12 protein-coding genes and 1 pseudogene are annotated in these 14,524 nt (G+C 49.0%); 5 read left to right on the forward strand and 8 right to left on the reverse strand.

Annotated elements, in window-relative coordinates:
• Positions 1-269: 269 nt before the first annotated feature.
• The 6 genes from bioD to RW114_RS17680 form a co-directional block, all read right to left on the reverse strand.
• Positions 270-1,010, reverse strand: coding sequence for a dethiobiotin synthase (gene bioD / locus RW114_RS17655; RefSeq protein ID WP_340124089.1), 741 nt, complete (start codon positions 1,008-1,010; stop codon positions 270-272).
• 142 nt (positions 1,011-1,152) lie between these two features.
• On the reverse strand, positions 1,153-2,061 hold the full coding sequence (gene cysD / locus RW114_RS17660) for a sulfate adenylyltransferase subunit CysD (protein WP_340124076.1): 909 nt from the start codon (positions 2,059-2,061) through the stop codon (positions 1,153-1,155).
• Positions 2,062-2,288: 227 nt separating this feature from the next.
• Complete coding sequence (locus tag RW114_RS17665; RefSeq protein ID WP_340124077.1) at positions 2,289-2,423, reverse strand: hypothetical protein; 135 nt, start codon at positions 2,421-2,423, stop codon at positions 2,289-2,291.
• A 19-nt stretch (positions 2,424-2,442) separates the two neighbouring features.
• Positions 2,443-3,321: a DUF6671 family protein gene (locus tag RW114_RS17670; RefSeq protein ID WP_340124078.1), complete on the reverse strand. Its 879-nt coding sequence runs from the start codon at positions 3,319-3,321 to the stop codon at positions 2,443-2,445.
• 101 nt (positions 3,322-3,422) lie between these two features.
• Entirely contained in the window at positions 3,423-4,073 is a 651-nt protein-coding gene (locus RW114_RS17675) for a carbonic anhydrase family protein (protein ID WP_340124079.1), read from the reverse strand.
• Positions 4,074-4,085: 12 nt separating this feature from the next.
• Positions 4,086-5,651, reverse strand: coding sequence for a SulP family inorganic anion transporter (locus RW114_RS17680; RefSeq protein ID WP_340124080.1), 1,566 nt, complete (start codon positions 5,649-5,651; stop codon positions 4,086-4,088).
• Positions 5,652-5,848: 197 nt separating this feature from the next.
• On the opposite strand from RW114_RS17680, the gene RW114_RS17685 reads away from it, so the two are divergent.
• The 5 genes and pseudogenes from RW114_RS17685 to RW114_RS21050 all read left to right on the forward strand — a co-directional run bounded on the left by RW114_RS17685 (position 5,849) and on the right by RW114_RS21050 (position 11,852).
• The gene (locus tag RW114_RS17685; protein ID WP_340124081.1) at positions 5,849-6,505 is read left to right on the forward strand and encodes a TetR/AcrR family transcriptional regulator; all 657 of its coding nucleotides are present in this window, start codon (positions 5,849-5,851) and stop codon (positions 6,503-6,505) included.
• Positions 6,506-6,758: 253 nt separating this feature from the next.
• On the forward strand, positions 6,759-8,177 hold the full coding sequence (locus RW114_RS17690) for an acetyl-CoA carboxylase biotin carboxylase subunit (RefSeq protein ID WP_340124082.1): 1,419 nt from the start codon (positions 6,759-6,761) through the stop codon (positions 8,175-8,177).
• 16 nt (positions 8,178-8,193) lie between these two features.
• Positions 8,194-10,023, forward strand: coding sequence for a sodium-extruding oxaloacetate decarboxylase subunit alpha (gene oadA, locus RW114_RS17695; RefSeq protein ID WP_340124083.1), 1,830 nt, complete (start codon positions 8,194-8,196; stop codon positions 10,021-10,023).
• On the forward strand, positions 10,020-11,114 hold the full coding sequence (locus tag RW114_RS17700; protein ID WP_340124084.1) for an L-threonylcarbamoyladenylate synthase: 1,095 nt from the start codon (positions 10,020-10,022) through the stop codon (positions 11,112-11,114). The genes oadA and RW114_RS17700 overlap by 4 nt, the downstream gene beginning before the upstream one ends.
• 109 nt (positions 11,115-11,223) lie before the next feature.
• Positions 11,224-11,852, forward strand: a pseudogene (locus RW114_RS21050) (proteasome-type protease).
• 225 nt (positions 11,853-12,077) lie between these two features.
• Here RW114_RS21050 and glk read toward each other — a convergent pair.
• Together glk and RW114_RS17720 are read right to left on the reverse strand one after the other, a co-directional pair.
• Positions 12,078-13,052, reverse strand: a complete 975-nt coding sequence (gene glk, locus RW114_RS17715; protein WP_340124087.1) for a glucokinase — start codon at positions 13,050-13,052, stop codon at positions 12,078-12,080.
• Positions 13,049-14,335 (reverse strand): glycoside hydrolase family 15 protein, encoded by a 1,287-nt coding sequence (locus RW114_RS17720; RefSeq protein ID WP_340124088.1) that lies wholly within the window; start codon positions 14,333-14,335, stop codon positions 13,049-13,051. Before RW114_RS17720 ends, glk begins: the two co-directional genes overlap by 4 nt.
• Positions 14,336-14,524 lie beyond the last annotated feature (189 nt).

Consider the following 14,524-nt stretch of genomic DNA (forward strand, 5'->3'; position numbering starts at 1 on the left):
AATACGGAGCGGCAGAAATATCAGTTCCCGTATAAAAAAATTGGGACAGCGCCATTCAGCTGGAGTGTGAACAGGGCTCTATCTTAAATTAAGGCATTATTTGTCTGGACAATGGGGTCCACTATACAGCGCCATTCAGCTGGAGTATGAACAGGGCTCTCTTAAATTAAGGCATTATTTGTCTGGACAATGGGGTCCACTATATGCGTTCCATTTTTCTAACTGCTGAGTAGTTACCAGGATTTAAGGTTTTTCAAACTCATGGAATCTCACTTGACACCAAGCCCTGACTGAACGGACAAACCGCTAACCAACCGCTCAGCCAGGGCCGCCAGCGCCGGACAAAGCGTCATCCAGCCGGGACCAGCGGTGCCCGCATCGAACCGGTCGGTCGCAATCACCGGGTGTCCCAACCAGCGGGACAGGTCTACTGTGTTGTCCATAAGTGGATCGCCGTGGGGGCCAAGCCGATTCAACACCACCCCCGCTAGAGTCAAGCCGCGCCGTCTGATCGCCTCCACGGCCATCAGGGTGTGGCCGATGGCGCCCAGCCGGTCCGCCGCCACCAACAGTACCGGCAGGGACAGCGCCACGGCCAGATCAACGTTGAGCGCACCCGATGCCAACGGCGAGTAGAATCCCCCTGCGCCTTCCACCAACAGAAAATCGGTATCGGCCACTCCTTTGAGACAAGCCGCCTGCACATCATCCAAAGTCAAGGTTTTACCGGACAAGGCTGCCGCCCGTTCCGGCGACAGTGCCGGTTCCATGGGATAAGGACAGACGAGTTCCAAGGACTCATCCGTTCGCGCTGCGGCTTGCAGCGTTCTGGCATCCTCTGGCACCAGACAGCCGCCTTCCCGGCGACAGCCGGATTCGACCGGTTTGCGGGGGCGCACGACCAGATTCCGCTCTGCGAGTAGATGGGCCAAAGCGGCGGCGATCTGGGTTTTGCCGACGCTGGTGTCGGTGCCTGTCACGAACAGGCCATAGGGAATTCGTTCAGCCATTACAAATCCTCCGGGAGAGGATTTGGACGCGCATGTGCGCCCGCAGGGTGACAAATCGGCAGGAGAGCCGATTTGCACGGCTCTGCCGCCCGCAAGGGCGAGCCACAGGGATGTGGTGAGTGAAAAACAGGGATGTTTTTCATCAAAAATAACCCTCCCTCTTTTTATCTTCCATCGAACCGGTCTGGTCGTGATCGATGAGCCGACCTTGCCGTTCTGAGGTGGTTGCCAATAGCATTTCCTGAATGATTTCAGGCAACGTGCCGGCGGTGGATTCGACGGCACCAGTTAACGGATAACAACCCAGGGTACGGAAACGCACCCTTTTCATCTGAGGCTGCTCACCTAACTCCAGCGGCATGCGCTCGTCATCGACCATGATCCATGTGCCTTCGCGCTGGACGACGGGACGTTCCTTGGCGAAATATAATGTTGGGATAGGAATGTTTTCCAAATGGATGTATTGCCAAATATCCAGTTCGGTCCAGTTGGACAAGGGAAATACCCGAATCGACTCACCCTTGTCGATCCTGCCGTTATAGAGATTCCACAGTTCCGGACGCTGGTTCTTGGGATCCCAGCGGTGGTTCCGGTCGCGAAACGAATAGACTCGCTCCTTGGCACGGGATTTTTCCTCGTCGCGGCGTGCGCCGCCGAATGCGGCATCGAACTGATATTTATTGAGCGCCTGTTTGAGCGACTCGGTCTTCATGATGTCGGTGTGTTTCTTGCTGCCGTAGGTGAAGGGGTTGACTCCTTTCCTTACCCCGTCCTCGTTGATGTGAACGATCAGCTCCAGACCCAGTTCGCGCATTAACCGGTCGCGGAATTCGATCATTTCGCGGAATTTCCAGGTGGTATCCACATGCAGCAACGGAAACGGGGGCTTGCCGGGAAAGAACGCCTTCAGCGCCAGTTGCAACATGACGGCGGAATCCTTGCCGATGGAATAGAGCATCACCGGCCGCTCGAACTCCGCAGCCACCTCGCGGATGATGTAGATGCTTTCCGCTTCAAGCTGTTTCAGATGGGTCAACTGATATGAAGTCATGCGGGTAATCTCCTATAAAGACTATAAATTTGAACGCACACCTTTGGCGTTTCATGTGTAGCCAAAAGCACGAGGCGCTCCAGTAAAGTTAAGGAATGTGCATGAATAACTTGAGCAAGTTTTATTTTTAAACCATGAAGAACATGAAGGATTTAAGTCTTCATGTCCTTCATGTTCTTCGTGGTAATTGCTTAAATTAATTTATGCATGTTCCTAATTCTACTTTGTCAGATTATGCGTAAGCTCGTCATACCCGCCGGGAAGCGGGTATCCAGTGCCATGGAGGTAAGCTCAAATCCATCCATGGAGCCTGGATTCCGGCAATCCCTGCCGGAATGACGATCTTGGATTATTGTGTTCATGAAATCTGACAAAGTAGAACTAAGGATTGCAGTAATCGCAATATCGAGCGGGGGCGTATTCCCGCTCCCGCTCCACCAGCAGTTGATGGTCGCAGCGAACGCAGCGGTGAACATCCGCCTTCGCCTCCCCGGTTGGGCTACCGCAATCCTCGCATGGAAGTCCCCGCACCTGTCCGCCCAAGGAAAATCCCGGCGCACCGCAGGCAGGACAAAGCGAAGTAAGGCGCTGCGCCAGATTCTCGGCAGCCAGCCGGATGTTTTTCATACGGGTCGGATTGGCGAACGCGCGCATGTCGGTCTCGATGAAAGCGCGCCGATTCGGCGCCAAGTCCAATGCCCAGGTTACCGCATCCTTTAAGCTGACCCAGTCTTCCAGTCCTTTGCGGAGTTCGGGGTGATTCTCGTCCACCGGACGAACCACCAAATGATGTTCGGGAAATCCGGCCGATCGGGCGAAATCTTCGGCTTCCTCCCAACTCTCGGCCAGACAGTGAGATAAATTGGTCTTGCCGGCCGAGGTTGCGACGACCTCAATGCCGAGCCGGTCGTCAATCCAGATCAAGAGCTCCATGTTCCCTGGCAGCATGAAGGCCAAAGGGTCTGGACCGAACGCGCCCTCGCTGGCGATGCCGATGGAAAACCCTGACAGCTCCATGCCGATGCGCGCTTTTTTCCGCGCCGCGTCCAGTTGGCTTCCCTCGCGTGCGATGTCGCGGGTAAAGGTGCCGAGAAGGTCTGTGTCGAATCCGTCCACCTTTTCTACGCAGCAACCCAGCAGCTTTTCCAGCGTCGGCCCGATCACGCCTTCCTTGCCGTGCTGGGTGAGCAGGGCGACCCGTTGGTTGCGATAGCTATTTGCCGACGGTTCATTGTTTGGTTGATATGTTTTCTCGCTCATGTCCTGCTCGGTAACTGGCTGATGTGGCGACCTTTGCTAATCAGGTAAATATTTGCGCCATAAAAAATAAGGCAGATATTTGCATCCGCCTGAAAGTGGTTTTACTTAGGATTATTAATGATTAAAGTATCATCATAAAAACTGACTTCACCCGTTAAAAGATCATGATTGCCGCCAATAATTTCTATCTCACCTGCGTCTATCATTTCCTTCAAAATTGGACTACGTTCGATAATGGCATGTACCGTTCTTTTTACATTGATGGCGGCTACTTTTTCGACAAATTCACTGTTGTCCGAATTACGGTTTTCTGTGACGGTTTTTTCATCATAAACCGCAGGCTGTATCTTGCTTAACAGGGCCGTCAGGTTGCCCATTTCCACATGGTCACACGCACCTTTTATTGCGCCGCATTTGGTATGACCTAAAACCACTATTATTTTAGAGCCGGCCACTTTGCAGCCAAACTCCATACTGCCTAAAATATCTTCATTAATAATATTGCCCGCAATACGAACACTGAATACATCGCCCAAGCCTTGGTCAAAAATCAACTCGACCGAAGTGCGTGAATCTATGCAGCTTAAAATAACCGCAAACGGATGTTGCCCGTCGGACGTTTCATTGGCCTGTTGCAGCAGGTTGCGGTTTACTTTAAGGTTATTTACAAAGCGTTTATTGCCCTCTTTTAATATGTCCAGTGCCATCGTCGGTGTAATGGCGGCCTGCATTTCTTTGGTTAATGTTTTCATTGTTTATATTTCCTAAATTGCTTGCGACACAGCCGGTTCAATAAAATTTATTTTTTCGACCGTTATGTTCTTGGTAAGGGCATTACTCTGATAATTTTCTATGATCTCTACCACATCATAAGCAAGTGATTTGGATTTTGAGCAATCAATAATCACTTTTGCATTTTGAGGAATGTTATTTAATGCGTTTAATATGCTTGCCTTATTAAAAAACGAAACTTCTTCAGCCAAAACAAGATGATGAACTTCATGCCCATCTTCTGTAGTCATTACATCTTTCATAGAGTAAGCGTTGCGGTAACTATGGCGTAAGGTATAAAAAATACCGAAAAGGATGCCTATGGTAATTCCTCTTAGTAAATCGGTTGCCAATATGCCGACAACAGTCGCTGAAAAAGGAACAAATTGCTCCCCGCCCAATTGGTACATCTGTTTAAAGAGAGCGGGTTTAGCCAGCTTATAGCCCACTATAATCAAAATGGCCGCTAAACTGGCAAGCGGAATTCTATTCAGCAAACCGGCAACGGTAACGGCGCTGATTAATAAAAATACCCCATGAAGTATTGAGGACAGTTTTGTTTTACCGCCAAAGGCAATATTTGCCGAACTGCGGACAATAACCTGGGTAACAGGTAATCCGCCACACAGTCCGGAGACAATATTGCCTAACCCTTGCGCCTTTAATTCCCTGTTAGTGGGCGTCACTCGTTTGAATGGGTCAAGCTTGTCGGTTGCTTCAACACAAAGCAATGTTTCCAAACTTGCAATAATCGCCATTACAAAAGCTATTTTATAAACTTCGGGATTTGATAAAGCAGAAAAATCGGGGAAAGTAAATTGGCTGAAAAAACCGGCCAGGTTTTCAGGAACCGGAATTCTAACCACTTGATCGGCAGCTAAACTCAAATTCAATAGCCCATCTTGGTAAAGAGTGTTCATTACCATACCCAAAAAAACCACCACAATAGGCCCTTGTATCAGTTGAAACAGTTTATGTTTTTTGGTTAAAACCGTGTCCCATAAGATAAGGATCGCAATTGATAATACTGCAATCAATATAGCCCCTGGGGTAAAGGAATCAAAAGCGCTGACAATGGAAGATAAGGTGGTTTCGCCGTCAGTTTGGAAGTACGAAAGGTCGCCTTCAGTATCTTTGTCATAGCCTAATGCATGGGGTATCTGTTTTAAAATAATCAACAGCCCGATACCGGTAAGCATTCCTTTAATAACCGAGGAAGGGAAGAAGTAGGCAATAAAACCTGCCTTGGCAAAGCCCATAATAAGCTGGATAATTCCAGCCAGGACGACGGCTAATAAAAAGGTGGGCCAGGAACCCAGTGTGGTAATAGCGGATAATACAATGACGGCCAATCCAGCGGCAGGACCGCTAACCCCCAGAGGTGAACCACTGGCAATACCTACCACAATACCGCCGACTATGCCCGCTATAATACCGGCGAACAAGGGCGCACCGGATGCCAACGCAATGCCAAGGCATAAAGGAAGCGCTACAAAAAACACCACAATACTTGCAGGCAGGTCGCTTTTTAGTTCTTGAAACATATTTTTTACTTTCATAATCGGATGCCTTTAGAATAAAGGTGAAAAATAGCAAAACTTTTATGAATGATAGTAACACTATCTTTGCAAATTGCAATACTTTCAGTTATCATTTTTGCAATGAAATGCGGCAGCCCTTGTTAAAACAATCAGGTCAAATGCATTAATATCCAACTAAAAAACAGGGCGCTATGGAAATACAGTTGCAAATTAAAATGAATGAAAAATTATTTCTCAGGGATCCGGAGCAATCCGAACTGGGCAAAAAAATCATTCTGCACAGCATTCAGTTAATTCACCTTAACGGGTTTGAAGCCTTCACGTTTAAAAAACTGGCAGAAGCTATCGGCACAACCGAGGCGGGTATTTACCGGTATTTTGAAAACAAGCACCGGTTGCTGATATATCTTACCGCCTGGTATTGGAGCTGGCTTGAATACCAGGTTACTTTTCAGACCAACAATATTAAAGATCCTGTGGTTAAGCTCAAAATGGTCATTAAATTATTAGCTACCACAGTGGAGGACGATATTAGAACCAGTTATGTCGATGAAAGTATCCTTCATCAAATCATTATTACAGAAGGCTCCAAAGCCTATCTGACCAAACGGGTATCCGAAGATAACAAGGATCACTTGTTTAAACCCTACAAAGACCTTTGTGCTGTTATCGGAAATATGATTTTGGAGTGTAGTCCTCAATACAAATACCCGAAATCATTAGCCTCTACTATTATTGAAATGGCGTATTTCCAGAATTTTTTTATGAATAATCTGCCTTCGCTGACTGACTTTGGTGAAAATAAAGATGAGGCAGAGATTGTAAGGTTTCTGGAAGATTTGGTGTTTTCCAGCTTAGGCAGTTCGCAATAAATAAAATACACGATGAATCAACCAAAAATACGACTGCATGGATGCAGGAGGTAGAGCAACGCAGGAGCAGTTGCCGAGAACGCAGATGACGCTGATAGTTATGAATAACTCAGATTTTTTATGGATTATCCGTGTTTATCATAATCATCCGCGCCATCTGCGTTCCATTCTATTTGTGGTTTATTTTTTGCGAGTTACCTTACATTCAACTCATAACTGCAATTGACAAGCTTTGGGGGAGAAATAAATACTTATGTTACGTAAAATTCTAATTGCCAATCGAGGCGAGATTGCGGTACGCATCATTCGCGCCTGTACCGAAATGGGCATACGCTCGGTCGCCATTTATTCGGATGCAGACCGTTTTGCGCTGCATGTTAAAAAAGCCGATGAATCTTATTGCATCGGCAGCGAGCCTTTAGCCGGTTATCTTAATGTCTATGCGTTAGTCGATTTGGCTGCGGCTACCGGCTGTGACGCCATTCATCCGGGCTATGGTTTTCTGTCTGAAAACGCCCAATTTGCCAGGGTCTGCAAAGAACGCGGTATTATTTTTATCGGCCCTGATGCCGAGGTCATTCATCGTATGGGCGATAAGACCGAAGCCCGCAAAGCGATGATTGCCGCAGGTATTCCGGTAACCCCCGGTTCGGACGGTAACCTGGATAGTGTTGAACACGCGCTTGCCGTGGCTGAAACAATCGGTTATCCGATCATGCTTAAAGCAACCTCGGGGGGCGGTGGTCGGGGTATACGCCGTTGCGATAATGCCGATGATTTGCAACGCAATTATCAACGGGTTATTTCCGAGGCGACCAAAGCTTTCGGCAGCGCCGATGTGTTTTTGGAAAAATGCGTGGTTAATCCCAAGCATATTGAGGTCCAGGTGTTGGCTGACCATCACGGCAATACAATCCATCTTTACGAACGCGATTGTTCGATTCAGCGGCGCAATCAAAAACTGATCGAAATAGCCCCGTCCCCGCAACTGGATGAGGCGCAACGCCAATACATAGGCGGACTTGCGGTGCTTGCCGCCAAAGCGGTCGGCTATACCAATGCCGGTACCGTGGAATTTCTGCTTGATGATAAAGATCGTTTTTATTTCATGGAAATGAACACCCGCGTACAAGTCGAACATACCATTACCGAAACGGTGACCGGTGTCGATATCGTCGAAGAACAGATAAGAGTAGCGGCCGGATTAACCTTGCGATTTAAACAACACGAAATTGTCAGGCGTGGTTATGCCATCGAGTTTCGGATTAATGCCGAAGATCCCCAAAACGGCTTTTTGCCCAGTTTTGGCCGAATTTCCCGTTATTATGCGCCCGGCGGCCCCGGTGTGCGTACCGATACCGCGATTTATACCGGTTATGAAATCCCGCCGTATTACGATTCCATGCTGGCCAAAGTGATAGTCAGCGCCTTGACCTGGGAAGATGTCATCAAGCGCGGTGAGCGGGCTTTGAAAGATACGGGCTTGTTCGGCATTAAAACCACCATTCCTTATTATCTGGAAGTTCTCAAACATCCCGAGTTTCGGGCCGCGACCTTTAATACCGGCTTTGTCGATAAACACCCCGAACTTGTCAATTATTCCAACAAACTCCGGCCCGAAGAGTTGGCCAGCGTTATCGCCGCTGTGATGGCTGCCCATACCGGCTTGTAACCCAAGGAAAAAACACATGCAAAAAGTTCATATTACCGACGTTATTCTTCGGGACGCTCATCAGTCTCTGATCGCGACCCGCTTACGTACCGAAGACATGTTACCGGGCTGCGCCATGCTCGATGATATTGGCTATTGGTCATTGGAGTGCTGGGGCGGCGCTACTTTTGATGCCTGCCTACGCTTTCTGAAAGAAGATCCCTGGGAACGCTTAACAAAACTGAAAGCGGCCCTGCCGCTTACCCGCTTACAAATGCTGGTTCGCGGGCAGAATCTGCTCGGCTACCGCCATTATTCCGACGATGTGGTGCGGGCGTTTATTGTTAAGGCCGCCGAAAACGGCATGGATGTGTTTCGGATTTTTGATGCGCTTAACGACATCCGCAATCTTAAAACCGCTATCGAAGCCGTCAAAGCCACCGGTAAACACGCACAAGGCACTATTTGTTACACCACCAGTCCGGTGCATGATGTGGCCGGTTTTGTAGCATTAGGCAAAGGACTGGCTGAGCTGGGTTGTGATTCCATTGCCATTAAAGACATGGCCGGATTACTGACTCCATACGCTGCCGGCGAACTGGTAAAAGCGCTTAAAGATGCGGTCGATCTGCCGTTGCATTTGCATTCTCATGCAACGTCGGGGCTAGCGGAAATGTGCCAGTTAAAAGCCATAGAAGCAGGCTGTCAGCATGTCGATACCGCTTTATCATCCTGGGCGGGCGGCACCAGTCATCCGCCGACTGAAAGCTTGGTGACTGCATTGCGTGGCACGGTTTACGACACCGGTTTGGATTTAGATAAGCTACAGGCAGTCAACCGTTATTTTGCTGAGGTCAGGAAAAAATATCATCGTTACGAGAGCGAATTTACCGGTATCGATACCCAGGTACATGTGTTTCAAGTACCCGGCGGCATGATTTCCAATCTGGCCAATCAACTGAAAGAACGAAATGCGCTGGATCGGATCGGTGAAGTGTATAAAGAAATCCCGCTGGTGCGCAAAGATCTTGGCTATCCGCCGCTGGTGACGCCGACTTCGCAAATTGTAGGCACGCAAGCCGTGCTAAATGTGTTAACCGGTAAACGCTATGAAACCATTACCAATGAGGTGAAACGTTATCTGCAAGGCGGCTACGGCAAGGCTCCGGCAGCTGTCGACAGTGATTTGCAAAACCGCGCCATCGGCAAGGAAGAGGTGATCGACTGCCGCCCTGCCGATTTGCTTAAACCGGAGTTCGATAATCTTCGCCAGGAAATCGGCGCACTGGCGCTTAATGATGAAGACGTGCTGAGCTATGCAATGTTTCCTGAAGTGGGCAGGCTGTTTTTAGAGCAGCGGTCTAATAACGCGCTGATGCCTGAGCCTTTGGAACTTGAGTCAAGAGCGGCTGACGCCGTTAAAAAAGCGCCTACCGAGTTTAATGTGGCGCTGCATGGTGAGTCTTATCACGTCAAAGTCACCGGTGCCGGCCCAAAAAACCAGACTTTACGGCATTTTTATTTCATGGTGGACGGTGTTCCCGAGGATATTGTGGTCGAAACCCTGGACGAAATAGTCCTGGATGGCGGCACCCAGGGCGCGGTTAAGAGCGCCATTTCCAGCAAGCGCGCCAAGCCTTCAGCAGAGGGCGATGTGGTCGTGAGTATGCCGTGCAATATTCTTGATGTGTTGGTCAAAGTCGGTCAGCAAGTGGCTGCGGGGCAGGCTGTTTTGATTACTGAAGCGATGAAAATGGAAACGGAAGTGACCGCGCCCATAGCCGGGATCGTTAAAGCCGTGCATGTCATTAAAGGCGAACCGGCTAACCCGGATGAAGTGTTGATTGAAATCGTGCCCTCTTCATGAGTAAAAATATTATCAAGCCCGTTATTGCTGATGCTGACGCCATTGCCCGTGCCGCTGACTTATTAAGACAAGGCCGACTGGTCGCTTTCCCCACCGAGACGGTTTACGGCCTGGGTGCTGACGCCAGTAATCCCGATGCAGTAGCGAGGATATTTAAAGCCAAAGGACGGCCTGCCGACCATCCTTTGATTGTACATATCGCCACTATTGACAGTCTTGGCGATTGGGCGAGCACAGTGCCCGATGCCGCGCTAAAGCTGGCGGATCGTTTCTGGCCCGGCCCGTTGGCGATAATATTGAACAAAAAACCTGGAGTCTCGCTGGCGGTTACCGGCGGACAGCAAACGGTTGGTTTGCGTATACCCGATCATCCTGTCGCGCTGGCCTTGTTAAAAAGCTTTGGCGGCGGGATTGCTGCACCATCGGCCAATCGCTTTTGCCGGATTAGTCCCACACTAGCCGCACATGTCAGCGAAGAGCTGGGCGATGCGATTGATATGATTCTTGATGGCGGGGCCTGCCAGGTCGGCGTGGAATCGACCATTATTGATTTAAGCGGCAATAGGCCTAGATTGCTCAGACCCGGACATATCACCGGCCAGGAAATTGAAGCCGTTTTACAGACTGAGCTGATGACTCCGCCAACATCAAACGCCGCGCCAGATCCTGACCGACTTTCGGCAATCACACCAGCCCTGGAGATACGCGCGCCGGGCATAATGACGGTACATTATGCGCCGACAACACCGGCTATTCGTTGCCCGACAGAACAGTTACCGGACAATATCCGGCAATTGATCGCCGATGGCAAAAGAATTGGCCTATTGAGCTATCAATTGAAAATAGCAGAAACCAGTCAAATCCGTGTTTTGCGTTTACCCGAGCAAGCCGCTCGCTATGCGCAAAGCCTTTATGCGGCACTTCGGGAGCTGGATAACTTGCAGTTGGATATGATTCTGATAGAACAACCTCCGCAAACAGAGCCATGGCGGGCGATTAATGATCGTTTAAGTAAAGCTACCGCTCCCTGCTCACGCTTCTTGCCTACGCCCATGCAGGCAAAGCTACCGCTTAATCGACTTAGTTTTTAATGGCCTTATGATTTAATAGCCGGACATGTTTTAAGCGCCATGGACGTTGGCGTTGCTTTGTTGGATAATGGCCCAAAAGTATCTTTAAACACCGCGACCGAACGTTTTTATGACTTATTGTATTGCCGCTTCTATAGATGAAGGACTTATTCTGGTTTCCGACTCAAGAACCAATGCCGGTATTGATAACGTCAGTACTTACGGCAAAATGCATGCATTTAAAACCAACGATGACCGCAAGATTCTTTTACTGTGCGCCGGTAATCTTGCTACTACTCAAGCGGTTTTGGAACAGCTGCACCGCGATAAAATCAAGAATGCCGGTGTCAATCTCAATAATGTGGAATGCTTGTCCGAGGTGGCCGCCTACCTGGGTCATGTCAGCGTCGAAAAACAAAAACAACATATCAATTCCGAAGGACAATCGGCGAGAGTAAATACGGCAAGCCGATACTGGACCGTTTTCTTAAATTGAACACCTCAATCGACGAAGCGGCGCGCTGCTGCCTAGTGTCGATGGACTCGACCATCCGTAGTAATGCCAGTGTCGGGCCGCCCGTTGAAATACTCATTTACCGCAAAAACAGCTTTAGTTTTGACGAGTATTATTGCTTTGACGGCAATGACGATTATTTGCTGCAACTCAGACGTAGTTGGGAAAACAAGCTTCGGGAAGCGATAGCTACCCTGCCCGGCCTTAATAAAAAGACCGTCAGAGCCATGCGGGTTGATTTGTAGCTTGCGCTAGTTAGTCCACGAAAGACACGAAATAAATCAGTATGTTGTATTGAACAGGCCGTAGGGCGTGCCGCGCGCGCCAAAGGGTTTAAATGCGAAGTAGGCGTATTTTAAAAGTCCCGGAGAAGGCGCGCACGGCGCGCCCTACTCTTCGAATATTTTCGTGCTTTTTGTGCTTTTCGTGGACGAAATGATTTTTCCACGATGATCTACGCTGCCGGATCTTCACCGATCAAAATAGTTAATCGCGCCGATTAAAGGTGTACGTGGGTTTAACGACAACTTCACCGGGATTTTATCCAGCAAGGGGAAAAAGCGGCCTTTAGCTTTAAATGCGTTAATAAAGTTACCGTCCTGCATCGCAGGTAATATTTTCTGGCCTATACCGCCGCCGATAAATACCCCGCCCACGGCAAGCGACTTTAATGCCAGGTTGCCGGTTTCAGCCCCATAGAGTTCGACAAAAAGCCTGACTGCCTCCGCGCATAACCGGTCTTCACCGGAAATCCCCAGTCCGGAAATAACGGCATTCCTGTCTATATCGCTATTGTTATCGGGAACATCAGGACAAGGCGGCGCAAAATCCTGCTCACAGAGAAAATCATACAGATGGCTGAAACCGATGCCCGACAGGATATGTTCGCAGCTGACATGATCGGGGTAACTTTTTCTAAGATAAGCCAACAGCTGGTCCTGCCGGGCATTTTGAGTCGCAAAGTCGCTGTGACCGCCTTCGGTAGCCATAGGGTGATGTTTGTTGCCGTCCCAATAAAGGATGGCTTCGCCCAAGCCTGTTCCAGCCGCGATGACGGCGATATTGCCCTCCTGGGTTTCCGCATTGGGATTGAGTTCTACCAGATCCTGTTCGGGCAGATGCAACATGCCCAGCGCCATGGCTTCCAGGTCATTCAGAAGCTTTACTTTAGCGGTGCCCAGTTTTATTTTCAGCGCTGCCGCATCCAGCAGCCACGGCAGATTGGTGGTTTGGCAACGCTGATTGACGACCGGGCCTGCAACGCCGAAACACGCCGACTTGATATTAACGCCGGCGGGTAAAAAGGCGGTCAAAATGTCGTCGAATTCCGGGAATAGCCGGCTTGAATAGGTTTGTTCCTGCACGCAGGTCAGTGGGCCGCCTATGCCTCCGGTCAAAATAGATAATACCGTTTTCGTTCCGCCTATATCTCCGGCCAGTATCATAATGTCCCCCTCTCGTTATTGTTAAGCAGGTATATTAAAGCATCCAGGATGCCGTTAGCTACTTTATGCGGCGGCAATCGATAAAAATCCTGCCATGCCAAGGACACGCATTCTTCGTAGTTGTCTTTGCTTTCAGGATGAGATTGTAACCAGCTGATTCTTACTGCATGGCCGATAATAATGTCCGTCAACAAGGTATCGTCAATCTGTAACGATGGGGTTTCACGAAAAATAGACGCCATTGCTTTTAGCGCTTCTACCGTTAATTGGCGATAAACCGGAGCTTGAATTTTATTAAGCAAATGGTTGACGTGCAACTTGAAACTTTGCTCGCCCGCCGTTGATTGCGACAGGGTATTCTCGCTATCCAGCCGATTCTTACTGTTGAGCTTGTCACCTATCGTTAAGCCCTTGCAATGGTGCAGGATGTCCCAGATACTGGCAAAAAAAGCATCATTTTCTCTGCCGACACTGCCTTGCTGTTCGCGCCATTGGTACCAGTCGTCAATTTCTCCCCGGTCTATTGGATCCATGCTTTTTGAGAAACGCGCATTGGTCAACTCCCGACAATCACCTTCATGGTGCAACATTTCAGCCAAACCCAGTTGACTTTCTGTACTGCTATAGTCCTCCAGAGTTTCTTTTACTTTGCAGGACAATTGATAAGGCGATAAAGAAAGAATTTCATTAAAAGCCTGATCCAGTGTACCGCAGCCTGATTCGCGTTTTTGTCTGGCGACAAGCAACTGCAGGATATGACCCACTCGCACCGTGTGCATATCGATGAACAATTCCGGGTTAGACTTGATCAACATACCCAAATAGATGACCAATTCCTGAATAATGATGTGTTCACTGGCATCATTATTATTGTAGGCACGGATGGTCTGCAAAATTTCCAAGGAATCGGCGGGGCACGTCAAGGTTGCCCTGCCGCTGTAGGCGCGACCTAATGTCAGTGCATGTTGACGAACCAGTATATCGGTGGCCGCCTGTTCCAGATTGATGTCGTATTTGCCCAGTAAACCGGCACAGCGCCTGACGATATACCAGGCATGTTGATCCCCGGCCCGCTGATAGCTTTCTTCCAGCAAGTCACACACACGACCGGCAGTGCCATCCATCGCCGATAATCCGGTGTCGTGATCCAGGCCATGACGAAGGCTCAGTAGGCTTAATGCTTCAAGTTGTGCGTAAAGGTTGACGTTGGTTTTCAGTTGCTCGATGAGTATTTCGTCGGTACTGATTTCCCATTCCGTCAATGTTTGTGTGTTCAGTGGCACTGACGGGGCGTCGTCTGCCGGTAATACTTGAAAAAAGGGCCGCACAGCTTCCTCCCAGGAGGCATAGCTATCTACACAACTTAAAGCACAAAAGTAGTAACATACGCCATGAATATAAAAAAAGTTATTAGACCTCGATCCTCGCTTGGCAAAGCGTCACCAACAGTTGGTGAGTGAGTATTTGAACTC

Origin of the sequence: Methylobacter svalbardensis, from assembly GCF_037671525.1 — a bacterium.
Taxonomy (GTDB): domain Bacteria; phylum Pseudomonadota; class Gammaproteobacteria; order Methylococcales; family Methylomonadaceae; genus Methylobacter_A; species Methylobacter_A svalbardensis.